The sequence below is a fragment of the Pseudomonas moorei genome, from assembly GCF_042846945.1.
Taxonomy (GTDB): Bacteria; Pseudomonadota; Gammaproteobacteria; order Pseudomonadales; family Pseudomonadaceae; genus Aquipseudomonas; species Aquipseudomonas moorei.
This window is the reverse complement of record NZ_AP035776.1, coordinates 1,481,218-1,504,036: the sequence shown is the minus strand read 5'-3', so window position 1 is coordinate 1,504,036 and position 22,819 is coordinate 1,481,218. Positions and strand designations below refer to the sequence as shown.

The 22,819-nt window shown below is 60.7% G+C and carries 17 protein-coding genes and 1 pseudogene; 7 read left to right on the top strand and 11 right to left on the bottom strand.

The features are described 5' to 3' along the window. Positions 1 to 24: 24 nt before the first annotated feature. The 7 genes from ACGJAX_RS07115 (at position 25) to ACGJAX_RS07085 (ending at position 6,856) form a co-directional block, all read left to right on the top strand. Positions 25 to 1,224: an SfnB family sulfur acquisition oxidoreductase gene (locus tag ACGJAX_RS07115; protein ID WP_390958105.1), complete on the top strand. Its 1,200-nt coding sequence runs from the start codon at positions 25 to 27 to the stop codon at positions 1,222 to 1,224. Beyond that, positions 1,224 to 2,576, top strand: a complete 1,353-nt coding sequence (locus ACGJAX_RS07110) for an LLM class flavin-dependent oxidoreductase (protein ID WP_247256712.1) — start codon at positions 1,224 to 1,226, stop codon at positions 2,574 to 2,576. The genes ACGJAX_RS07115 and ACGJAX_RS07110 overlap by 1 nt, the downstream gene beginning before the upstream one ends. Positions 2,577 to 2,694: 118 nt before the next feature. Then, complete coding sequence (locus ACGJAX_RS07105; protein WP_390958102.1) at positions 2,695 to 3,504, top strand: MetQ/NlpA family ABC transporter substrate-binding protein; 810 nt, start codon at positions 2,695 to 2,697, stop codon at positions 3,502 to 3,504. Positions 3,505 to 3,506: 2 nt separating this feature from the next. Then, the gene (locus ACGJAX_RS07100) at positions 3,507 to 4,628 is read left to right on the top strand and encodes an ATP-binding cassette domain-containing protein (protein ID WP_390958100.1); all 1,122 of its coding nucleotides are present in this window, start codon (positions 3,507 to 3,509) and stop codon (positions 4,626 to 4,628) included. After that, on the top strand, positions 4,618 to 5,262 hold the full coding sequence (locus ACGJAX_RS07095; protein WP_090327810.1) for a methionine ABC transporter permease: 645 nt from the start codon (positions 4,618 to 4,620) through the stop codon (positions 5,260 to 5,262). The genes ACGJAX_RS07100 and ACGJAX_RS07095 overlap by 11 nt, the downstream gene beginning before the upstream one ends. A 464-nt stretch (positions 5,263 to 5,726) precedes the next feature. Further along, complete coding sequence (locus tag ACGJAX_RS07090) at positions 5,727 to 6,083, top strand: DUF6124 family protein (RefSeq protein ID WP_390958097.1); 357 nt, start codon at positions 5,727 to 5,729, stop codon at positions 6,081 to 6,083. A 143-nt stretch (positions 6,084 to 6,226) separates the two neighbouring features. Next, positions 6,227 to 6,856 carry a methyltransferase domain-containing protein gene (locus ACGJAX_RS07085; RefSeq protein ID WP_390958095.1) on the top strand — a complete coding sequence of 210 codons (630 nt, stop codon included), beginning with the start codon at positions 6,227 to 6,229 and terminating at the stop codon, positions 6,854 to 6,856. A 113-nt stretch (positions 6,857 to 6,969) separates the two neighbouring features. Here ACGJAX_RS07085 and ACGJAX_RS07080 read toward each other — a convergent pair whose 3' ends face one another. The 11 genes and pseudogenes from ACGJAX_RS07080 to tssM form a co-directional block, all read right to left on the bottom strand. Beyond that, on the bottom strand, positions 6,970 to 10,023 hold the full coding sequence (locus ACGJAX_RS07080; RefSeq protein ID WP_390958093.1) for an efflux RND transporter permease subunit: 3,054 nt from the start codon (positions 10,021 to 10,023) through the stop codon (positions 6,970 to 6,972). Then, positions 10,020 to 11,087, bottom strand: a complete 1,068-nt coding sequence (locus tag ACGJAX_RS07075; RefSeq protein WP_247256716.1) for an efflux RND transporter periplasmic adaptor subunit — start codon at positions 11,085 to 11,087, stop codon at positions 10,020 to 10,022. The genes ACGJAX_RS07080 and ACGJAX_RS07075 overlap by 4 nt, the downstream gene beginning before the upstream one ends. Next, positions 11,084 to 12,187, bottom strand: a complete 1,104-nt coding sequence (locus ACGJAX_RS07070; protein ID WP_090327797.1) for an efflux RND transporter periplasmic adaptor subunit — start codon at positions 12,185 to 12,187, stop codon at positions 11,084 to 11,086. Before ACGJAX_RS07070 ends, ACGJAX_RS07075 begins: the two co-directional genes overlap by 4 nt. A gap of 102 nt (positions 12,188 to 12,289) precedes the next feature. Then, positions 12,290 to 13,471, bottom strand: a complete 1,182-nt coding sequence (locus ACGJAX_RS07065; protein ID WP_390958091.1) for an RHS repeat-associated core domain-containing protein — start codon at positions 13,469 to 13,471, stop codon at positions 12,290 to 12,292. A 566-nt stretch (positions 13,472 to 14,037) separates the two neighbouring features. Then, a complete protein-coding gene (locus tag ACGJAX_RS07060; protein ID WP_390958089.1) occupies positions 14,038 to 14,820 on the bottom strand; it encodes a MetQ/NlpA family ABC transporter substrate-binding protein in 783 nt (260 codons plus the stop codon). A gap of 345 nt (positions 14,821 to 15,165) precedes the next feature. Beyond that, a complete protein-coding gene (locus tag ACGJAX_RS07055; RefSeq protein ID WP_130211638.1) occupies positions 15,166 to 16,089 on the bottom strand; it encodes a sigma 54-interacting transcriptional regulator in 924 nt (307 codons plus the stop codon). A 67-nt stretch (positions 16,090 to 16,156) separates the two neighbouring features. After that, entirely contained in the window at positions 16,157 to 16,738 is a 582-nt protein-coding gene (locus ACGJAX_RS07050; RefSeq protein WP_047536146.1) for an alpha/beta hydrolase, read from the bottom strand. A gap of 279 nt (positions 16,739 to 17,017) precedes the next feature. Then, positions 17,018 to 17,149: pseudogene (locus ACGJAX_RS07045) on the bottom strand (ExbD/TolR family protein); the annotation flags it as partial. Positions 17,150 to 17,558: 409 nt separating this feature from the next. Further along, positions 17,559 to 18,563, bottom strand: a complete 1,005-nt coding sequence (locus ACGJAX_RS07040; protein WP_390958086.1) for a protein kinase domain-containing protein — start codon at positions 18,561 to 18,563, stop codon at positions 17,559 to 17,561. Next, on the bottom strand, positions 18,560 to 19,288 hold the full coding sequence (locus ACGJAX_RS07035; RefSeq protein ID WP_390958084.1) for a protein phosphatase 2C domain-containing protein: 729 nt from the start codon (positions 19,286 to 19,288) through the stop codon (positions 18,560 to 18,562). Before ACGJAX_RS07035 ends, ACGJAX_RS07040 begins: the two co-directional genes overlap by 4 nt. After that, positions 19,288 to 22,809, bottom strand: coding sequence for a type VI secretion system membrane subunit TssM (gene tssM / locus ACGJAX_RS07030; protein ID WP_390958082.1), 3,522 nt, complete (start codon positions 22,807 to 22,809; stop codon positions 19,288 to 19,290). The genes ACGJAX_RS07035 and tssM overlap by 1 nt, the downstream gene beginning before the upstream one ends. Positions 22,810 to 22,819: the final 10 nt, after the last annotated feature.

Below are 22,819 nucleotides of genomic sequence, written 5' to 3'. Positions count from 1 at the left end.
TTCACCAGAGCTCTGGAGAACCACATGACCCTTTCTCAACACGTCGCGGTCATCACCAGCGATGAGCAAGCCCTGATTGTCGCCAGCGACCTGGCCGAAGATTTCAAACGCGACAGCGCCCTGCGCGACCGTGAACGCCGTTTGCCACACCCGGAGCTGGAAGTGTTTTCCCGCTCGGGCCTGTGGGGCATCAGCGTGCCCAAAGAGTACGGCGGCGCCGGGGTTTCCAACGTCACCCTGGCCAACGTCATCGCCCTGATCGCCCAGGCGGACGGCTCGCTGGGGCAGATCCCGCAGAACCATTTCTATGCCCTCGAAGTGCTGCGCGTGAACGGCAGCCCCGAGCAGAAAAAACGCCTGTACGCCGAAGTGCTGGCCGGCCAGCGCTTCGGCAATGCCCTCGCCGAACTGGGCACCAAAACCGCCCACGACCGCGTCACCCGCCTGACCCGCGATGGCGACGGCGACGGCTATCGCATCAACGGCCGCAAGTTCTACTCAACCGGGGCCATTTACGCCCAACGCATTCCGACCTCCGTTGTGGACGAAAACGGCGTGCAGCAACTGGCGTTCGTCCCGCGCAACAGCCAGGGCCTGACCGTGATCGACGACTGGAGCGGCTTTGGCCAGCGCACCACCGGCAGCGGCTCAGTGGTGTTCGAAGACGTGTTTGTCGCCGCCGAAGACGTGATTCCGTTCCAGAGTGCCTTCGAGCGCCCGACGCCGGTCGGCCCGCTGGCGCAGATTCTCCACGCCGCCATCGACACCGGCATCGCCCGCGCCGCCTATGAAGATGCGCTGCACTTCGTGCGCACCAAAACCCGGCCGTGGATCGACGCCACCCACGAAAAAGCCACCGATGACCCGCTGACGATCAAGAGCTTCGGCCACTTGAGCATCCGCCTGCACGCTGCCGAAGCCCTGCTGGAACGTGCCGGTGAACGCCTCGACCAGGCCCAGGCCGACACTAACGCCGAGACCGTCGCCGCCGCATCGATTGCCGTCGCCGAAGCCCGCGCCCTCAGCACCGAAATTTCCCTGGCCGCTGGCAGCACCCTGTTCGAACTGGCCGGCAGCCAGGCCACCCTGGCCGAACACGGTCTGGATCGCCACTGGCGCAACGCGCGCGTGCACACCCTGCACGACCCGGTGCGCTGGAAGTACCACGCAGTGGGCAACTACTACCTCAATGATGAAAACCCGCCACTGCGGGGGACTATCTGATGGCCAGGAAAAAGATCCTGCTCAACGCGTTCAACATGAATTGCATCGGGCACATCAACCACGGTTTGTGGACCCATCCCCGGGACACCTCGACCCAATACAAAACCATCGAATACTGGACCGAACTGGCGCAGTTGCTGGAACGCGGGCTGTTCGACGGCTTGTTCATCGCCGACATAGTCGGCGTCTACGATGTCTACCAGCAGTCCGTGGACGTACCGTTGAAAGAGTCGATCCAGCTGCCGGTCAACGACCCGCTGCTGCTGGTCTCGGCCATGGCCGCCGTGACCAGAAACCTCGGCTTCGGCCTCACCGCCAACCTCACCTACGAACCGCCGTACCTGTTCGCCCGGCGCATGTCGACCCTGGATCACCTGAGCCGTGGCCGGGTGGGCTGGAACATCGTCACCGGCTACCTCGACAGCGCCGCCAAGGCCATGGGCCTGAGCGAACAGGTCGAGCATGACCGCCGCTACGACCAGGCCGACGAATACCTGGAGGTGCTCTATAAGCTCTGGGAAGGCAGCTGGGAAAACGGGGCCGTACTCAACGATCCGCAACAACGGATCTATGCGCAGCCCGACAAAGTGCACAAGGTCGAGCACAAGGGCGAGTTCTATCAAGTCGAGGGGTATCACCTCTGCGAGCCGTCGCCGCAACGCACGCCGGTGCTGTTCCAGGCCGGCAGCTCCGATCGCGGCTTGCTGTTCGCCGGGCGCCATGCCGAATGCGTGTTCATCAGCGGCCAGAACAAACCGTCGACCAAAGTGCAGGTGGACAAGGTCCGCGCCAGCGCCGTCGAAGCCGGACGCAACCCTGAGGACATCAAGGTGTTCATGGGGCTGAACGTGATCGTCGGCGAAACCGAAGAACTGGCCTGGAAGAAGCACGCCGAGTACCTGAGCTACGCCAGCGCCGAAGCCGGGGTGGCGCATTTTTCCGCGTCCACCGGCATCGATTTTTCCGAGTACGCCATCGACGAGCCGATCCAGTACGTGAAAAGCAACGCGATCCAGTCGGCCACCAAAAACCTGCAAAACAACGACTGGACCCGACGCAAATTGCTCGAACAACACGCCCTGGGCGGCCGCTACATCACCCTGGTCGGTTCACCGCAGCAAGTGGCGGATGAGCTGGAATCGTGGATCGCCGAAACCGGGCTGGACGGCTTCAACCTGACGCGGATCGTCACGCCGGAAAGCTATGTGGATTTCATCGATCTGGTGATCCCCGAGCTGCAACGGCGAGGCTCGTACAAGACCGCCTACGACAACGGCAGCCTGCGCGAAAAGCTGTTTCACGGTGAGGCGCATTTGCCTGAGCAACATACCGGATCGACGTTCAGACGCTAAACGCATCGCGAGCAGGCTCGCTCCCACATTTGGAATGCATTCCCCTGTGGGAGCGAGCCTGCTCGCGATGAGGCCCTGATAAACACCCAAAATTCATGGACTGACTGGAAAAACCAACATGACCAAAAACCACCTCTCTAACCCAGTCAAAGCACTGGCCCTGGCCCTCGGCCTGTTCAGCTCTGCGGTGTTCGCCGCCGACGCACCGTTGAAAATCGGCACCACCGCCGCCTTCGCCATTCCCCTGGAAGCGGCGGTCGAAGAAGCCGGCAAGCAAGGCCTGAAAGTCGAGCTGGTGGAGTTCAGCGACTGGATCGCCCCCAACGTCAGCCTCGCCGCCGGCGATATCGACGTGAACTACTTCCAGCACATCCCGTTCCTGGAAAACGCCAAGGCCGCCTCCGGTTTTGACCTGGTGCCGTTCGCGCCGGGGATCATCAACAACGTCGGCCTCTACTCGAAAAAATACAAAAGCTTCGATGAACTGCCCGAAGGCGCCAGCGTGGCCATTGCCAACGACCCGATCAATAGCGGTCGTGGCTTGCAGCTGCTGGCCAAGGCCGGTTTGATCACCCTCAAGCCGGGCGTCGGCTACAAGGCCACCGAAGAAGACATCATCGCCAACCCGAAGAAAATCAAGATTCTGCAAGTCGAAGCCGTGCAGCTGGTGCGTGCCTATGACGACGCCGATCTGGTCCAGGGTTACCCGGCCTACATTCGCCTGTCGAAGACCTTCGATGCCAGTTCCGCCCTGCTGTTCGACGGCCTCGATCACAAGGAATACGTGATCCAGTTCGTGATCCAGCCCAAGAGCAAAACCGACCCGCGCCTGATCAAGTTCGTCGACATCTACCAGCACTCGCCCGCCGTGCGCGCCGCCCTGGATAAAGCTCACGGCAAGCTCTATCAAGCCGGTTGGGAGAGCTGAGCATGACGGCCGCGACCCAACGGCGACTGGAGATTCCAGAGCCCCGCCATGCACAACAGACCGAGCTGCACCCGGAGCTCAATCGTGCCCACGTGCGCTTTGTCGGCCTGGGCAAAACCTACGACGGCAAGCAAGGCCCGGTGGCCGCCCTGCAAGGCATCGACCTGGCGATCCAGCGCGGTGAAGTGTTCGGCATCATCGGCCGCAGCGGCGCCGGCAAGTCGTCGCTGATCCGCACCATCAACCGCCTTGAGCAACCGACGTCGGGTCGTGTGTTGATCGATCAAGTGGACATCGGCGAGTTCAATGAAGAGCGCCTGGTGGCCCTGCGTCGGCGCATCGGCATGATCTTCCAGCACTTCAACCTGATGTCGGCCAAGACCGTATGGCAGAACGTCGAACTGCCGCTGAAAGTCGCCGGGGTGCCCAAGGAAAAACGCGATCAAAAGGTCCGCGAACTGCTGGAACTGGTGGGCCTGCAAGCCAAACACAAGGCGTACCCGGCGCAGCTGTCCGGCGGCCAGAAACAGCGCGTCGGCATCGCCCGCGCCCTGGTGCACGACCCGGCCATTTTGCTGTGCGACGAAGCCACCTCGGCGCTCGACCCGGAGACCACCCAATCGATCCTCGGCCTGCTGCGCGAGATCAATCAGCGCCTGGGCCTGACCATCATTTTGATCACCCACGAAATGGCGGTGATCCGCGAGATCTGTGATCGGGTGGTCGTGCTCGAGCACGGGCGCATCGTTGAGCAGGGGCCAGTGTGGGAAGTGTTCGGCAACCCGCAGCACGAGGTCAGCAAAACGTTGCTCGCGCCGCTGCAACATGCGCTGCCGACAGAACTGCAAAGTCGCTTGCAAGCGCAGCCGCAGACCTCGGACGACGCTGTCGTTCTGCGCCTGCAATTCACCGGCTCGGCCCAGGACGAACCGGACATCGCCGCCCTGTTCGGTGCCCTCGGCGGTCGCGTGCGTTTGTTGCAGGGTGGTGTGGAACGCATTCAGGGCCACGCCCTCGGCCAACTGCTGCTGGCCGTGACCGGCTCGTCCCTCGGCACCGAAGCACTGCGCCAACGTGCCAGCCAATGGGCGCAACAGGTCGAGGTATTGGGCTATGTGGTTTGATCGATTGCTGCAAGGCTTCATCGACACGTTCTTGATGGTCGGCGTGTCGTCCTTGATCGCACTGTTGGCGGGGATTCCGCTGGCGGTGATCCTGGTCACCAGTTCCAAAGGCGGCATCTACGAGGCACCGACCATCAACCGCGCGCTGGGCGCGTTCGTGAACCTGTTCCGCTCGATTCCGTTCTTGATTTTGATGGTCGCGCTGATTCCGTTCACCCGCTTGATCGTCGGCACCACCTACGGCGTGTGGGCGGCCGTGGTGCCGTTGACCATCGCCGCGACGCCGTTCTTCGCGCGCATCGCCGAAGTCAGTTTGCGCGAGGTCGATCACGGCCTGATTGAAGCGGCGCAAGCCATGGGCTGCCGGCGCGGGCACATCGTCTGGCATGTGCTGTTGCCTGAGGCGCTGCCCGGCATCGTCGGGGGTTTCACCATTACCCTGGTGACCATGATCAACTCCTCGGCCATGGCCGGGGCGATTGGCGCGGGCGGGTTGGGGGACATCGCCTATCGATACGGGTATCAGCGCTTTGACAGCCAGATCATGCTGACGGTGATTGTGTTGCTGGTGGCGTTGGTGGCGGTGATTCAGCTGGGCGGGGATCGCTTGGCGCGGGGACTCAACAAACGCTAAGGGGGCCCTTTGTGGGAGCGAGTCCGCTCGCGATGGACGTCAACGATAACGAGGGCTGCCTGGATGAACACGGCGCTCTTGCGTCCATCGCGAGCAGGCTCGCTCCTACAAAAAGCGGATTTTTCCTACAGGAAAAATAGGTCTCCTACAGCCCTGTTCCCTTTCCTTTGCAGGACATTTCCTAGATTATTTCGCTCGCTTGCGCCTGCCAATTTGGGTGACTAGTCTCGGCCCGTCACTGCTCATCAGTGACCGGGTTTAGTAGCCCGGAACAATAGGCGCATAGCAATTCCATGCTCATGTTCGGCACTTTTTGCCGCATGCAGAATATGGTGGCTGTGCGCGGGGCATCTTCGGATGCACGGTTTTCCTATTGACCGGCCTACTAACCTGCGTACAGCCGCCACCCAATCGTTTAGTAGGCGAGAAGTGACGGCTCCCATGAAGCAATAGGAGCAACACTCATGGACAGATCCGTTCCCGATCCACCCCCCGAAACAGCCTCCAACGAAGACATCACCGACGACCTGCTCAGAGATCGCTCGGCGCTCTACCGCACCATCGATTTCTACCTCACCGGCGATCAACCCTCACCGCCCGACGAACTGCGTTTCTACAACGTCAGCAAAGACGTGAGCTTCGAAGACACCCAGCTCTACATCGCCGATCTGCTGCGCTGTGCCTCGGTCACCGCCTATCAGTGCGGCGACCACCTCAAGGGCGCCGACCGGGCCATGGTGTTCTCGGTCTGGCATTTGCTGGAGATCGCCAAGGCGATGGTTGATCGATCGATTGAGTGCTTGGGGATGAAACACGGTTGAGCCATTAAAACCGCCATCGCGAGCAGGCTCCCACAGGGAAACGCCACCCAATGTGGGAGCGAGCCTGCTCGCGATGGGCTGCACAGCAGCCCCCTACCTGATGGCGTATATTCGACCCATTCCAATTGCCTGCGCAGCCCACCATGAAACAGACCCCCGACGATCTCCAGCAAATCACCGCCACCACCCTGGCCCATTACAACTCGGTGGCCGAAGGTTTTCGTGAAGGCACCCGCGATCACGATGTCAGCCAGAACATCGATGCCCTGCTGCGGCATATCCGGGGCGAGGCGCCGTTCGACATTCTGGATTTTGGTTGTGGGCCGGGTCGTGATTTGCAGACGTTCACGCGCCTGGGGCACAAGGCGGTCGGCCTCGACGGATCAGAAAAATTCGCCCAGATGGCGCGCGAGGACAGCGGTTGCGAGGTCTGGCAGCAGGACTTTTTAAAGCTCGATCTGCCGGCCGAGCGCTTCGACGGGATCTTCGCCAACGCCGTGCTGTTTCACATCCCGCGCCAGGAATTGCCTCGGGTGCTCAAGCAATTGCGCGAAACCTTGAAACCGGGTGGCGTGCTGTTCAGCTCCAATCCCCGTGGCGAGAATCAGGAAGGCTGGAACGGGCCACGCTATGGCGCCTATCACGATTTGCAGGCATGGCAGCAGTTGCTGACCGAAGCGGGGTTCGTGGAGCTGGAGCATTACTACCGGCCCGCAGGGCTGCCGCGTGAGCAACAGCCATGGTTGGCGAGTGTCTGGCGTAAGCCTGCGTAGCCCATCCGGACGCCATCGCGAGCAGGCTCGCTCCCACAGGGAACCGGGTTTGTCTGAAGACCATGGTCAACTGTGGGAGCGAGCCTGCTCGCGATGAGCGCGAAGCGCTCGCCTTACTGTCCGTCCTTCTGTGGCTCGCGAATCTTGTACCAGGCCACGTACAGCGCCGGCAGAAACAGCAGCGTCAGCAAGGTCGCGACAATGATCCCGCCGATCATCGCGTAGGCCATCGGCCCCCAGAACACTTCCCGGGCGATCGGGATCATCCCCAGGCTCGCCGCCGCAGCGGTCAACAGAATCGGCCGACGCCGGTGCTCGGTGGCTTGCATCACCGCATCCCAGGGTGAAAGGCCTGCCCTCTCCATCTCATCGATCTGGGTCACCAGAATCACCGAGTTGCGGATGATGATGCCGATCAGCGCCAGGATCCCAAGGATCGCCACAAAGCCCATCGGCGTTCCCGTCGGCACCAGCGCCAGCACCACGCCGATCAGGCCCAGCGGCGCGACGCTGGCCACCAGGAACAGCTTCTGCACGCTGTGCAACTGGATCATCAGGAAGGTGGCCATCAGGAACAGCATCAACGGCACCACTTTGGCAATCGGCCCCTGGGCCTTGCCACTCTCCTCCACCGTACCGCCGGTGGCGACCTTGTAGCCCACCGGCAAACCGGCGGCGAATTTGTCGATGTCCGGTTTGAGTCGGGCCACCAGGTCGGTGGGCTGTATATCGCCGACGACCGCCGCCTTGATGGTGATGGTCGGCCTGCGGTCGCGACGCCATACCAGCGGCTGCTCCAGTTCGTAACGCACGGTGGCAAAGGCCAGCAGCGGAATCGAGGTGCCGCCCGGCGTGACGATCTGCAGGTTTTGCAGGGTCTCCGGCGAACCCCGTTCGGCGTCCATCGCACGACCGACCACGTTGATCAGGTAGATGTCATCGTCAACCTGGGTCACGGTCGAACCGCTGACAATGCTGTTCATCAGGTTCGCCACGTCTTGGGACGACAGGCCGAGTTGGCGCGCCTTGTCTTGGGCGATGTCGATGCGCAGCACCTTGCCGGGCTCGTTCCAGTCGAAAATGATCTCGCCGATGTATGGGCTCTTGTCCAGTTCGCTGGCCAGGTCGATGGCGTGCTTGCGCACCTGGTCGATGTCCTTGCCGCTGACCCGATACTGCATCGGCCGCCCGACTGGCGGCCCCATTTCCAGCGCTTGCACGTAACTGCCGATGCCGACGAAGTCTTTGCGCAGGCGCTCACGCAGGCGATCGCTGAGGGCTTTGCGGGCTTCGAAGTTTTTGCTGACGATCACCAGTTGCGCGTAATAGGGGTTCTGCAATTGCTGGTCGAGGGGCAGGTAGAAACGAATCGCACCCTGGCCGATGTAGGTGCTCCAGCGCACGATGTCCGGATCGCCCTTGAGCGTCGCTTCGAGCTTGTCCACCGCTTTGCGGGTTTCGTCGATGGAGGCGTTTTGCGGCAGGTTCAAGTCCACCAGAATTTCCGGGCGATCCGAGGACGGGAAGAACTGGTTCTGCACGAACCGCATGCCGAACACCGACAACCCGAACAACAGCACGGTGATGCCAATCGCCCACCAGCGATTGCGCATGCACCACAGCAGGCCGGCGTTGAAGGCCCGCCCGACACGCCCCGGTTCGGCCGAATGTGGCTTCACGTTGGTGCTGAGAATGTGCACGCCGATCACCGGGGCGAACAGCACGGCGACGATCCACGACACCAGCATGGCCACGGCAATCACCGCAAACAGGGTGAAGGTGTATTCGCCGGCGGAACTGGCGTTCAGGCCGATCGGCACGAAACCGGCGACGGTCACCAGCGTCCCCGTGAGCATCGGGAAGGCCGTGGAGGTGTAGGCGAAGGTGGCGGCCTGCTCCTTGGTGTCACCCAGCTCCAGGCGCGAGACCATCATCTCGACGGTGATCATCGCGTCATCCACCAGCAAGCCCAGGGCAATGATCAATGCACCCAGGGAAATCCGTTGCATGGTGATGCCGCTGTATTCCATGAACACGAAGACCATCGCCAGCACCAGCGGGATCGAGCACGCCACCACCAGCCCGGCGCGCACGCCCAGGCTGATGAAGCTGACCACCAGCACGATCACCACCGCTTCGAACAGCGCACTGGTGAAACCGCCGACGGCTTCTTCCACCACCACCGCCTGGTCGGACACGTTATGCACGCCGACGCCCACGGGCAGGTCGGCGGTCAGCTCGTTGATGCGTTGATGCAGCGCCTTGCCGAACACCTGGATGTTGCCGCCCTTTTGCATGGCGATGGCCAGGCCGATGGCGGGTTGGCCGTTGTAGCGAAACTCCGGCGACGCCGGGTCGACGTAGCCGCGGCTGATATCGGCGATGTCGGCCAGGCGATAGAAGCGGTCGTTGAGACGCAGGTTGACGTTGGCCAGATCCTTTTCGGAAACGAACTGCCCGGAGGTGCGCACGGAAATCCGCTCGGGACCGGCCTCGATCACCCCGGCCGGGGTCACGGCGTTCTGGGTTTGCAGGCTTTGCACCACTTGCTGCTCGTCGATGCCCAGCGCCGCCAGTTTGCGTGTCGAGAAATTCAGGTAGAAGACTTCGTCCTGCTGGCCGACCATCTCGATTTTGCCCAGCCCCGGTACATCGTGGATCTCGGCGCGGGCCTGTTCGACGTAATCGCGCAACTGACGCATCGACAGCCCGTCGGCGGTGAAGGCATAGACCGAACCGAACACATCACCGAACTCATCGTTGAACGCGGGGCCTTGAATCCCCTGAGGGAACGAGCCGCGAATATCGTTGATCTTCTTGCGCACCTGGTACCAGATTTCCGGGATGTCCTTGGCGCTGGTGGTGTCGCGCAAGTACACGTAGACCGTGGACTCACCGGGACGGGTGTAGCTTTTCACGTAGTCGAGCGAGTCGAGTTCTTCGAGTTTTTTCTCGATGCGGTCGGTGACCTGCTTGAGGGTTTCTTCCTGGGTCGCGCCGGGCCAGCGGGTCTGGATCACCATGGTTTTGATGGTGAACGAGGGGTCTTCCTCGCGCCCCAGGTTCATGTAGGAAAACACGCCCATCAGCAGCGCGACGAACATCAAGTACCAGACAAACGACTGATGCTTGAGGGCCCATTCCGATAAGTTGAAACTCCCTTTCATTGCGGGCTGTCCTCGTCGACTTTCACTTTCTGCCCCGGTTTGAGGCTGTTCACGCCGGCCGTGACAATCCGCTCGCCGGATTTCACGCCACTGGCCACCACCACTGTGCTGTCCGAGCGACTGATGATGCTGACATCCCGGGGCGCCACGGTTTGCGCTTGCACATCGACCACCCAGATACGCGGTTTGCCGTCGACCTCCTGCAATGCGCTCAGGGGCAGTTCAATGCGCGGCTTGATCGTTGAGCTCAGGGTCACGCTGATCGCCGTGCCCAGGCGAAAAGCGGTCGGTGTTTCGGCCAGGGTCAGGCGCGCACGCCGGGTGCGGGTGGTGCTTTCGGCCTGCGGTTCGATTTCGCGCACGGTGGCGGTGGTGGAGATGTTTGGATTGAGTTGCGAGGCGACCTGAAACACCACGCCCTCGGGCAACTGGTCGACCAGGGTGTCGGGCAGGTCGATCACCGCTTCCTTGATGTCCGGTTGCGCCAGGGTCACCACCTGCTGACCCGCCGTGACGACTTGCCCGGCCTCGGCATTCCACGCGGTGACCACGGCCTTGTGGTCGGCGCGCAATTCAACGTAGTTGAGCTGATCCCTGGCCTGGCTGAGCGAAGCCTTGGCCTGGTCGAGGGAGGCCTGGGTGGTTTTCAGGTCAGTCTGCGCCCCATCGAGCTGCGCCTGGGAACCCACGCCGCGATCGAACAGTTCCTGCTGGCGCCGGGCATTGGCCTGGGCGTTGATGAACTGCGCCTGGATACTCGCCAGATTGCCCTCGGCGGTGCGCAACTGGTTCTGCTGGTCGGTAGGATCGAGCGTGGCGAGCAAGCTGCCCTTGTCCACTTCAGCACCGACATCGACGCTGCGACTGGCGATGCGCCCCGGCACCCGGAAACCGATATTGCTTTCATAACGGGCCTGGATGCTGCCGGCAAAGCGCCCGAGGTTTTCCTCGTCGAGTGCCTGGACCTTGATCGACAGCACCGGGCGCACGGGCTCTGGCGGTGGTTCTTTTTTCGAGCAGGCCACCAGCATCACACCGGCTAAAACCAGTAACAGACGCCTCATGGCTGAGCCCCCACGGTCAGGTCCTTGTAGGTGTTTTCGGCGATTTCCACCTTCACACCGGGGTGCAGCAACTGGCCGCCGGCAATCACCACTTTTTCACCACCCTCCAGGCCGGCGCTGATGATGACTTTGCCGGTCAGGTAGCGGCCGACCACGACGTTATGCAACTGCGCCCGGCCTTCCCCATCCACCAGCCACACTGCCGGTTCGCTGAGGTTTTTGGTCAGCGCCGACCACGGCAGTTCCACGGCGGTTTTGCCTCGAGCACTGGCCGTGGCACTCACCACCGAGCCCAACTGCATGCCGTCCGGCAAGCTGTCCAGGCTGACTTTGACCTGCACGGTGCCGGTTTGCTCGGAGACCGCCGGGGTGATTTCGCGGAGGGTACCGGTGGTTTTGATCGCCGGATTATCCAGCAGGCTGACCACCACTGTTTTGTCCGCAGGCGACCCGGCCAGCAATGATTCGTAGACGTTGAACACCGCATCGCGCTCACCGTCCCGGGCCAGGCTGAAAATCGGCACCGTGGCCTGCACCACCTGACCGACTTCGGCCTGGCGCGCCGTAATCACACCCGGCGCCTCGGCGATCAACGCGGTATAGCTCAGTTGTTCGCGGGCATTGGCCAATTGCGCCTGGGCCGCCGCCAGGGAGCTTTGGCTGCTGCGCAATGCGGCTTGGGCGGAATCGTATTCGCTTTGGCTGGTGTAGCCCTTGGGCAGGAGTTTTTGCTGACGCACGAAGGCCGCGGCGTTCTGCTTGACCTTGGCCTGTTCGGCAACGACCTGGGCCTGGGCCGAGTCGACGTTGGTTTGCAGGTCTTTGGGGTCGAGCCGGGCGAGGACTTGTTTGGCGGAAATCCGGTCACCGACATCGACCGTGCGCTGGATGATCTTGCCACCGACGCGGAACGACAACTCGGTCTGCACCCGCGCCTGCACATCGCCGGTCAGGGTGACGCTGGCGGCGTAATGAGCCGGTTTGACTTCTTGTACGAACACCCTTGGACGGTTCTTCTCCACCGGTGTTTTGTCGCCACAGGCACTTAGCAAGGCCAACAGGCTCAAGCCCAGCGCCATTTTCATTCCGGGACCAGCCATGCAGACTCCTTTGCGTTTAACGGGCGCAATTCGTCTGTCAGCTTAGAACAGGGTTACAAAGCTGCGTCCGGTGAAGTCAAAAAAGTCTGGGCTGTAGGGTTCTCACCGCGACTTCCGGAGCGACCGGAATTGACTGCGGCGGATATTGTTGGCCATCGTTGTTACGTCAGAGTGGCGACGAAACGTTTTTTGTTGGGCAACCCAAATTTGTCTGTCGATTTGTTTATTCAAGAATTCTTTAGCCCCGTCCGAGTTTGAAGAGTTGAACCTTGTAGCATCGGCAGGACTACCCGTCAGGGGTGGAGCGCTTGCACCCTCAAAAGGGTCTAGAGTCAGAGGCGGTGCAGACGCTGTATATCTGGTGCTGGGGACCTCAACCCGCCCTTTGTTACCGACAAAATTCTTCAGCGCGGGAATGGTACGGGGATCTCTGGCGGCCCAGCCTGATCCCAATCTTGCCGTAACCGTCAGCGCGGCCAGGCCCAACGCGATGAACCCCAGGGTTTTCACAGCCTCAGTGTCTCCGGTAATGCCCGCGACCGCACTGCCCACCGCGGTCACCGCCGAAACCATCGTCGTGATTCCGGCGATGGTCGCCCCCGCGGCACCGAGTGATTGCTTGAACGGCAACTTCCTTGCCGCGCCCCATAGCAGAGCTTCTTTTCCCAGTTTGTAGGGGATGGAGGGGGACATGACAATACGCGCGTTTGTCACGCCGAGCAGGCTGGTGACCAGCCGGGCAACCTGTCCGGTCGGATCAGTGAAATTCACCGGATCCCCCAGGCAATACGCATAAGGATTCAGCCCACCCCGACCGAACGGGCTCCAGCTGTCCGGGCTGTTGAAGCGCATCAGCACCGGGTTGAACACCCGGCGCCCATTGCCCAGAAAATAATGCCCGGTGACCGGGTCCACCGCTTCACCGGTAAACCCCAGAAGGCTGCCTGAACCACTGTCGACCCGACGATGGCCGTGGGGTGCATAAGCCTGGCGCACAGGCCCGCCAGGCCCGGTAACCTGCAAGACAGAGCGTTGTTGATCGCTGGCCAGCAAGCCGCTGTTGAAGGCGTCACCTTGGCGCGACTGCAGCGCCAGCAGGTGTTTGTCGTGCTGGAAAACATGCTGGCTGGACGTCCCCTGAAGTTCGGTCGCCAGATGCTCGCGGCAGTAAAACCTTTGCAGCGCCTGGGCATCGGCCGGTTCGACCCCGACCAGCAGGTCCAGCGCGTCATACCGATACCGGGATTTTTTAAACGTGGCCATCATCAGAACCTCGTAAAGCATTAGCTTGCCCTAACGAAGTCGCCCTAAATACCTATCAGAACTGATAGGTCGTCCATTTGGCAGGGACGGCGCTATCCTCGCAGACCGGATTGGGCGATTCCTGAAATATCGAATCGCGATCAAGCTCGCAATGATCATTGAGCGCGATGAGGAACGTTGCCGAGGCAACGGAAGACGTCTATTTTCCTTTGCGCCGTAGGAAGGATCTATTTTTCAAGATGCCCCTCCAAGGACGGACCGCTTTTGGCCAGACTCCCCGGCCAACGACTCACAAGGAAGAGAAAATGGCAGACGCAAAAGTGCCTAAGCCGATGAATCCACAGGACGTCGTGAAATTATTGGTGGCGTTGCGCAGGGCATTAAAGGCAAATGAGGCCTGAGGGGTTTTGGGCGAATCAGTGGGAGCGAGCCTGCTCGCGAAGGCGGCGCATCAGCCAACATTAACGTCGACTGACACGCCTCTTCGCGAGCAGGCTCGCTCCCACATGTAATGTGCACACGCAAAAAAACGCCGACGCTGTATCAGCCGTCGGCGTTTCAAACCTTGAAGGGGTTTACCGCGTCAATCAGAACGCCGGCAGTACCGCGCCGTTGTACTTCTTATCGATGAACGCTTTCACTTCCGGGCTGGTCAGGGCTTTGGCCAATTTCTGCATGGCCACGCTGTCCTTGTTGTCCGGACGAGCGACCAGGAAGTTCACGTAAGGCGAATCGGCACCTTCGATCACCAGTGCGTCTTTAGCCGGGTTCAGACCCGCTTCCAGCGCGTAGTTGGTGTTGATCATGTCCAGGTCGACCTGATCCAGCACGCGCGGCAGCATGGCCGACTCAAGTTCCTTGAACTTGAAGTTGTGAGGGTTCTTGGCGATGTCTTTCGGGGTAGCCAGGGCGTTTTTCGGGTCTTTCAACTCGATCAGGCCTGCCTTCTGCAGCAGGATCAGGGCACGGCCGCTGTTGCTGCCTTCGTTCGGGATGGCGATGGTCGCGCCGTCCTTCAGCTCAGCCAGGGTTTTGACTTTCTTCGAGTAGCCACCGAACGGTTCGACGTGCACGCCGATCACGGTTTCCAGGTGAGTCCCTTTACCTTCGTTGAAGCTTTTCAGGTACGGCAGGGTCTGGAAGTAGTTGGCGTCCAGACGCTTCTGGTCGACCTGCACGTTCGGCTGAACGTAGTCGGTGAAGACTTTGATTTCCAGGTCCACGCCTTCTTTGGCGAGGGTGGGTTTGATCAGTTCAAGAATCTCGGCGTGTGGAATCGGGGTCGCCGCTACCACCAGTTTCTCGCCCGCCTGGGCCAGGCCCGCAGTCAGGGCAGCCGCCAGTGCGGTGAACAACAGAACCTTTTTCATGCAGTGTCCTTATCGAAAATCACAGTCGCTTGTGGCGACGGCTAAATATTGTGGTGCCAGTGAAGTGCTATCGCTGGCGTGAAGCGGACAATACCGGGATTTTTTATTCCCGAACAATATCTTTTATTCACTTTCATATTCCATTTTGTTCATACAGCTCTAGCTCGCACATTGCCTTGCAGGAGCGAGCCGGCTCGCGATGGGCGTCAACGATAACGATGGGCACCTGACACCCCGCGGCGCTCTCAGGTTCATCGCGAGCAGGCTCGCGATGGTCGTCAACGATAATGTTGGGCACCTGACCCCCCCGCGGCGCTCTCAGGTTCATCGCGAGCAGGCTCGCTCCTACAGGAGGCCGGTTTGCTTAAGTATTTGTTTAAGGGCGTCTTTTTCTGTGGCGGAACCCTTGGCGAGAATCTGTTGGAGTTGCCGTTCAATTTGCGCCAGTCCTTCGTCCGGCAAATTCAAATGCTCGGGCAAAATCTCGTCGCCGGTGCTCACCAGCAACGCAAAGTGGATGACGTTTTCCAGCTCTCGGGTGTTGCCCGGCCAGGAGTGGCGTTCCAGCACCGCTTGCGCGGCCTCGCTGATCAGCGGCACGGGCAGGTCCAGGCGTTGGCTGTAGATGCCGAGGAAGTATTCGGCCAGCGACAGAATATCGCCCACCCGCTCGCGCAAGGCCGGCAGTTCGAGCTGGCCTTCGCTGAGGTAGTGATAGAGCCGCTCATGGAATTTGCCGGCAGCGACGGCCTGGGCCAGGTCGATGCTGGTGGCGGCCACCAGGCGCACGTCCACCGGGCTTGGCTGGTGCGCGCCGACACGGGTCACTTCGTGGTTTTCCAGGGCAGCGAGCAATTTGATCTGAATCGGCAGCGGAAGATCACCAATCTCGTCCAGGTACAAGGTGCCGCCATTGGCCGAGCCGAACCAGCCGGCGCGGCTGCTGGCCGAGCCGCTGTAACTGCCTGCGGCATAACCGAACAATTCCGCGTCAGCGTAGGTCGGGCTGATGGCGCCGCAATTGACCGAGACAAACAACCCGCCGCGATCGCTGGCGCGATGAATGTGCCGGGCCAGCAACTCCTTGCCGCTGCCGGTTTCGCCTCGGATCAGCACCGAGATCGAACGCGGCGCCAGTTGTTCGAGATCCTGGCGCAATTGCCGGGAACGCGGATCGACGAACACCAGCGCCTTGGCGCGGATGCTCAGGGGACTTTTTTCAGCATCGGGAAAGGTCAGCAGCGGCTGGCCGAAGGTTTCAAAGCTCATGGCAGACTCCCGCCCAAAAACCGCCGGGAGACGGGGGCGTTATTTAAAAATGAAAAAAGCCAAAGGCTCAGGCGCGACGCAGGGCGTGATGTTCCATGCGGTTTTGCAGACGGTAGAGATAGGCAAAACCCTGCTCCCAGCGCTGGTGACCCGACTTCACATTGATGTGCCCGGCACCCGCCAGAATCCCCGCTTCAGCACCCCAGTTGCGCGCCAGTTCCAGGGCGCGTGGTGCACTGACGGCGGCGTCGTTGTCGGAGCTGACGACCTGGCTGGGAAAGGGCAGCAGATCACCTGGAATCGGTGCGAAATTACGCAGGGCCGGCGCGCAGGCGGGACGCTCGACGTCCGCCGGCGCGACCAGCAAGGCACCGCGAACCTGCCGCAGAAACTGCACGGGCGCGGTCGCCGCCCAATGCGCGACGGTGATGCAACCCAGGCTGTGGGCGATCAAGATCACCGGCGTGCTGTCGGCGGCAATCGCTTCGGCCAGCGCGGCAACCCAGTCTTCACGACGCGGCGTCAGCCAGTCAGCCTGCTCCACCCGTGCGCTGTTCGGCAGGCTGTTCTGCCAATGGCTTTGCCAATGATCTTCTGGCGATCCTTGCCAGCCCGGCACAATCAGATAGCGAATGGATTCGTTGCGCATGGGGGAGCTCTCCTGCTGCGTGTCTGTTCCTGATCGAGTATAGGGACGGGATTTATATTCGTTAAGGAATAAGAAGCTATTTATTAAGACCTATATCGAATATGCAACCAATCCTTGTGGGAGCGAGCCTGCTCGCGATAGCGGTACTTCAGACACAGCGATGTCGACTGACACTCAGCCGTCCCGAGCAGGCCCGCGCCCACAGGGACTGGTGTTTTTGCGGAATAAAAAAGGGGCCGCACCCTGCCAAGGAGACGGCCCCGGAAAATCGTAAATCTGTCAGCGCGCGGTAATCACCGACAACCTGGTGATGCCTGCCCGCTCGATGGACGCCATGGCTCGCGCCACCTCGCCGTAATTCACCCCGTCATCGGCCTGCAACTGCACCCGCACTTCCGGGTCCTTGGACTTGAAGCGGGAATACAGAGAAGATACCCACGACGTCATGGTGTACTCCTCGTATAACCATTTCGCGTGAAACAGGTTTCGGTTTCATGAATATCGACATCGGGTGGTTGACCCGGCACATCCCCCTGCTTGGCCGACACAAATCGCCAACACTTCACGGCACTCAGGTCCGCTTCCGCAATGCCCATTGATTGACTCCTGCGGTCTTTTGCGAATAACCCGATACGCGAACCAAACTCCCCCAAACGACGAATCGGTGGGTGAATCATTGAGCCAGACGCTTATTTCTTAAAGTAATTTTTTACGCTAAAACGAGATCAAAATCGCATATGCGCTGGCAAGGGTTGCGAAGCACAAACCCAAATTTTCCGGTGATTCACGCAGATGAACCGGGCTTGGTCATCTGAAGTCCTCAGTTGCGCCGAGGAATCAAACGTTGCAGCCAGGATGGAGTGACAGCGAAAGTGTCATGCAATTGACTGGCAGTGATCGTTCGATCAGCCACGTCAAAAGCCAATGCTGCCCGCAAGGCTGGCCAGCAGTGTTTCGGCAGGTGCTCAGGCGCTCGCAGCTCGCGCTCCAGATGCTCATTGCGAGCCTGGGTCGAGGGCAAGCGGCGAAATGGGTGCCTTCCTCCGGCCAGCTCATAGATCACACAGGCCACTGCGTAGACATCGGCGCTGGCCAAAAGCGGCTGACCTTCCAGTAACTCCGGAGGGGCGTAACTGGCAGTCCAGCCGTTGAAGCGTTCGCGACTCAAGTACGGCAGGCCCGGCAGGACGTCTTTCTCCGCCTGGCCAAGACCGAAGTCAAACAAGCGCACCCCTTCTTCGCTGAGCATCACATTGCTCGGCTTCATATCACCATGCAGCACGCCGCGAGCATGGGCATAGGCCAGTGCATCGAGCAGCGGCAGCGCGATGTCGCGCAGTTCTCTCCACGGCAGACCCAACGGCCGTTCGCAAAGGAGTTTGTCCAGGGTTAACCCGCGCATGAGCTCCATGGTGATGAAGGCACGCTGGCAATCGGTGTCCACTTCAAAGCTGTACAAACGCAGCACGTTGTCGTGACGCAGGTACCGGGTCATGGCGAACTCGCTGTAAAGCAAAGCACTGGCGTCCGGCGACTCGGAAAATTCTTCGCTGAGGATTTTCAATGCAATGTAAGGGGACGGATCGCCGAACTGTTCGCCCAGCAAGTCCCGTGCACGGTAAACCAGGCCCATGCCTCCGGCACCTATCAGGCGCTCGATGCGGTAACGGCCTGCCAGTACATCGGGTAGCTCACCGATGCTGTCCTTGGTAGGCGCCCGTGCCGCTTCAACCTTTTGCGACGCGGCGTATGCAAAGTAGGTCAGATTGCTATCCTGCTCTTCGCTGTCCGGTACGTCGTCGATCGACCGAATGAGCTCACTCATTGCCGGATCACCACGGCGGTCAGATTATCCCGGGCCGAGCCTCGCAGAGCCCCGTCGAACAGACGCGCCAAGGCAACATGGGGAGCCGTCAGGCTCAAGGCGCTGCACAAGGCGTCGATACTCAACCCGTTGTACAAACCATCGCTGCAGAGCAAAAACGCATCGCCGGGATACACCTCAAGTTCCAGTACATCCAGGGTCAATTGCGCGGCCGCACCGACCGCGCGGGTCAGGGCATGCGCTGCGGGATGGTCCTTGGCCTGTTCCGCGCTCATGTGCTGTTCGTCGATCAGTTGTTGTTGCAGTGAATGGTCCTTGGACAGCTGATACAAACGCTGATCACGCCACAGGTAGCAGCGGCTGTCACCGGCCCAGACGCAGGCCGCGCGATTGCCCTCAACCAGCAGTGCCACCACGGTGCTGCCCATGATGCTGTCATGGCTCCCTGCAACAACCGTCAACTCTTGACCCAGACGGCGGTTGAGCCAGTGCAAGCACTGGCGAATCCCTTTGAGTCGTTCGTCGAAATCTTCCCGCACGGGCAATTCCGCCAGGCTGGCGACGATCAACTGGCTGGCGATATCGCCTCCCTGATGACCGCCCATACCGTCCGCGACCACCCACAGCCCCTGTTGGGGAGCGTCCAGGAAAGCGTCTTCGTTGCGCGCCCGAACCTTGCCGGCGTCGGTGCGCGCGGCGCTACGCCAGGGGCCGGGCACCCGCATCAAAGCTGCGCCGGCAGGCGGAAGCTACGCAATACGCCCATGTCGAACGGGTTGGGCGTGCGCTGACTGGTGAGCAGGTAGTTGGCGCGCAGGCCGCCCACATCAGCCTTGAGCACCAGCACGTCGCGACCGCTCAGGTATTCGGTCTGCATCAAATCGAACAGACGGAACAGCGACCAGGGGCCAGTGTTCTTCTCGATACCCAGCGGGCGACCGACCATTTTGTCGAGCACCAGACTGGTACGACCGTCTTCAGCGTCGCTCGGCCACTTGAACGACACCGGCACGATCGGTCCATGGCGGTATTCGATAGTCTTGTCGCCAAACTTGAACTCGGAACGGCTGACAGCCGGGTCGAGGGTGTAAGGCTCCAGTTTGAACGTCACCTGAGGCTCGGCCGGGCTGTTGGCGAAAAAGCTCTGGCGGATCACCAACGCAGCGGCCATCTGATCAAGGTAGACCCTGGAAATCGGCAGACTCTGACCATCAAGGCTACGCATGCGGTAGTGACCCGGATCACCGCTGACAAACGGACGCAGATAGCCGTCGAAGAAGCGGTCGGCAATGCCCTGCGCCTTGAAGAACTCGCTGAAGTCGTTGATTGCCACGTCGCTGGCGCTGTGGGCGTTGAACGGATAGCGCTTGCCGATCGCTTTGTCGTAGAAACTGTACAGCTCATTTTGATAGCGGTGATTCAGGTACCGGTAGGAGTCTCCGAGTATCAGACGCCAGGTGTCTTCAGCCAATACGTTGAACCACACGCCCACTGGACGCGGCAGACGGCCGGCCGCATGGCGCAAGCTGCTCAGCGCATCTCGCTGGCCGCCCATGCGGGTCTTGGCCATTTCGAACGCCGCTTGCTCTGGCAGACTGGCACGGGACAGGCTGGCCATCTGCATTTGCAGGTCATTGAGGGCGGACAGTACCGGGGTCAGCTCAGCAATTGGGCCGTTGTTGTCATCGAGCAAGCGGTGCAGCGATTCAAAACGATTTTGCAGGGATTTCCTCGCGGTATCCGGCAGTTTTTTCACCAGGGTTTCAGACGCCTTGCCTGCCGCAGCGACCGCCAATTTTCCGAGCTTGCCGCCCTTGTCCTCCAGTTTCCCTGCCGTATCGGCGGCGCCATTTGCCAGGTCGGCGATCACCGGAAAACGAGTGTTTTCACGCACTTCAACCAGCAGCTTCAGGACCGGCGAATTGGCCGACGTCAGGCCCGCCAACAGCTCCGCGACTTCAGCGAAATCGCTGATTTCCGGCAACGCGACCCGGCCCACCGCCTCACCCCAGTAATTGGCATAGTCGCGAAAATACAGCTGTTCCAGCTCAATCATCAGGCGACGCAAGTCCATATCGCTGATGCCGGAGCCTTCACCCAGAACCCAGTTGTCACGCAGGATATCGGTGACCAGTATCGAGCCCTGCACCGAAAAATACTGTTGATAGCCCTGCTGGGTGTAGAACCCCGGGATCACATAATCGGTACCGACAAGCTTCGCCCCCTGGGGGCCCAGGTGTTGGCCCAAGCGGTACTCCGGCAGAATGCGGGCCTGCTCGCGCAGCATCCGGTACACCACGTTGACCAGGGACTCGCTGCGCAGAACCTGACGTGCCTGAGCCACCAACTGATCGTTAAGCGGATAAATGAACGGCTTCTTGAGCAAACGCTCGAAGTGGTTGTTCAAGCCGTTTTGCAAGTCGGTATTGCCTGGGTAACGCCGGGACCATTCGCCGGCTACCCAGTCCTTGAGCCACGGCACGTCGCGGCGATCCTTGAAATTGAGCATCAGGTAGGCACGCAGGCTGTTGAGCAGGCGCTCGCGATCCTTCATGTTGGCGCGAATCTGTCCTTCCAGCAGGATCGCGACCTGTGGCAACAGTTGCTCTTCAAGATCATGTTCGTAGGCGGCCTTGACCACGGGGCTGACGTCTTCGCCTTGATACAGCCCCCCGCGCTCGTGGTAACCCACGTCGCCTTTCTTCGGGAACACTTGAGTTGCCGCGTAGCGAGTGTCGAGTGTCTTGAGCACCGCCATCGAGTCATCGCCGGTGGCTGGCGTCGCGCGTTGTTGGGTCCAGGCTTGTGCCAGGCTGCGCAGCTTTTCCAGGCGCTCGTAGTTGGCAGAGAAACCACTGGCCCAGAGCACCCCGAATAGCACCAGTACGGCCAATGAACCCACGTACAGCGCACGTTGGCCCCAGTGGATTCGGCTGCGTTCGCGTTTATCCAGGCCAGCAAGATCGGCCTCGGGAAAAATGACTCGGCTGAACAAATGGTGCGCGAAGCGCGAGCGGCCATTGCGCAGGGTCGGCAGCACACCGGTCTTGACGGCCAGTTTGGCGCCAATACTGGCGGCGGTTTCGTCCATTTCCTCAGTCAGATAAGGCGAACTTGTCAGGTAAAAGCCGCGCAACTGGCTGCCACGCTGGTAGCGGTTACCGGTGAAGGCCATATCCACGAACAGGCACAGACGCTCGCCGATTCGCCCCAGTTGATGCGGAAAGTCGAGGATGCGGCCACGACGTCGGGTGTCACGCTCCTGGTGCATGCGCATGATCAACTGACTGTTGAGGCGATACAGCAACGCCTCGAACTCGCCGCGCAGCACGGCCACATCAGCACCGTTCTGGTCCTTGCGGAAAGTGGCACCGAGCACTTGATCGCTTTCATCACGCGTCAATTGGTCAAAAAACGCTTCAAAGCCCGGCAGGCCATCGGCCTTGCTCAATACAAGGTAAATCGGCACATCCACGTGCAATTTCTGATGCACCTCTTGCAGGCGCGCACGCACCGAGTGGGCCAGGGATTCAATGTCCTGTTCATCGTTGAGCAGGATATGCGCCGGAATGGTCACCAGCACACCGTTCAATGGACGGTCGCGGCGACCCTTGCGTAGCAGGTCGAGCAATGTGTTCCAGGCGTGGGTATCGACGGTATCTGCCTGGGTCATGTAACGGCCAGCGGTGTCGATCAGTACGCCATGGTCGGCGAAATACCAGTCACAGTGGCTTGTGCCGCGGGTGTCACGGGTCAGTTTGCGGTCGATCTTGTTGATCGGAAACTCAAGGCCCGAGAAGTCCAGCAAACTGGTCTTGCCGCTGCCCTGCGGTCCGATCAGCAAGTACCAGGGCAAATCACCGCGCCAGCGTTCGCTGCGACCGCGATACAGGCTCGAGGTCTTCAGGGTCTTGAGCGCATCCTTGAAACGCGCCTTCAACTCCTTCTGTGCCTCGTCGATCAGCTCTTCACGGCGGATTCGATCCTGCCCACCTTCACTGTCTTCGATGGCTTTCTTGCGTACACCCGCGCGCCAGCCAACGAAGACCATTGTCAGCCCCCAGATCAGCGACAGCGCACTGATGGTCAGCAGGCGGGAGGTCGAGGCTTCCCAGAACTTGTAGTCGTCTACCGCCAACAGCGGCCCGACGAACCACACCAGCAGCGCGACGAACATCACCAGCAGCAGGGTCCAGACCCAGGTCTTGCGCAAGAACGCGCCGACTTTCTTGAAAATCTTTTTCATCACTCGTCCC

Coding starts and splice junctions, on each gene's coding strand:
- ACGJAX_RS07115 (WP_390958105.1), top strand. CDS start 25: ATGACCCTTTCTCAACACGTCGCGGTCATCACCAGCGATGAGCAAGCC.
- ACGJAX_RS07110 (WP_247256712.1), top strand. CDS start 1,224: ATGGCCAGGAAAAAGATCCTGCTCAACGCGTTCAACATGAATTGCATC.
- ACGJAX_RS07105 (WP_390958102.1), top strand. CDS start 2,695: ATGACCAAAAACCACCTCTCTAACCCAGTCAAAGCACTGGCCCTGGCC.
- ACGJAX_RS07100 (WP_390958100.1), top strand. CDS start 3,507: ATGACGGCCGCGACCCAACGGCGACTGGAGATTCCAGAGCCCCGCCAT.
- ACGJAX_RS07095 (WP_090327810.1), top strand. CDS start 4,618: ATGTGGTTTGATCGATTGCTGCAAGGCTTCATCGACACGTTCTTGATG.
- ACGJAX_RS07090 (WP_390958097.1), top strand. CDS start 5,727: ATGGACAGATCCGTTCCCGATCCACCCCCCGAAACAGCCTCCAACGAA.
- ACGJAX_RS07085 (WP_390958095.1), top strand. CDS start 6,227: ATGAAACAGACCCCCGACGATCTCCAGCAAATCACCGCCACCACCCTG.
- ACGJAX_RS07080 (WP_390958093.1), bottom strand. CDS start 10,023: ATGAAAGGGAGTTTCAACTTATCGGAATGGGCCCTCAAGCATCAGTCG.
- ACGJAX_RS07075 (WP_247256716.1), bottom strand. CDS start 11,087: ATGAGGCGTCTGTTACTGGTTTTAGCCGGTGTGATGCTGGTGGCCTGC.
- ACGJAX_RS07070 (WP_090327797.1), bottom strand. CDS start 12,187: ATGGCTGGTCCCGGAATGAAAATGGCGCTGGGCTTGAGCCTGTTGGCC.
- ACGJAX_RS07065 (WP_390958091.1), bottom strand. CDS start 13,471: ATGCTTTACGAGGTTCTGATGATGGCCACGTTTAAAAAATCCCGGTAT.
- ACGJAX_RS07060 (WP_390958089.1), bottom strand. CDS start 14,820: ATGAAAAAGGTTCTGTTGTTCACCGCACTGGCGGCTGCCCTGACTGCG.
- ACGJAX_RS07055 (WP_130211638.1), bottom strand. CDS start 16,089: ATGAGCTTTGAAACCTTCGGCCAGCCGCTGCTGACCTTTCCCGATGCT.
- ACGJAX_RS07050 (WP_047536146.1), bottom strand. CDS start 16,738: ATGCGCAACGAATCCATTCGCTATCTGATTGTGCCGGGCTGGCAAGGA.
- ACGJAX_RS07040 (WP_390958086.1), bottom strand. CDS start 18,563: ATGAGTGAGCTCATTCGGTCGATCGACGACGTACCGGACAGCGAAGAG.
- ACGJAX_RS07035 (WP_390958084.1), bottom strand. CDS start 19,288: ATGCGGGTGCCCGGCCCCTGGCGTAGCGCCGCGCGCACCGACGCCGGC.
- tssM (WP_390958082.1), bottom strand. CDS start 22,809: ATGAAAAAGATTTTCAAGAAAGTCGGCGCGTTCTTGCGCAAGACCTGG.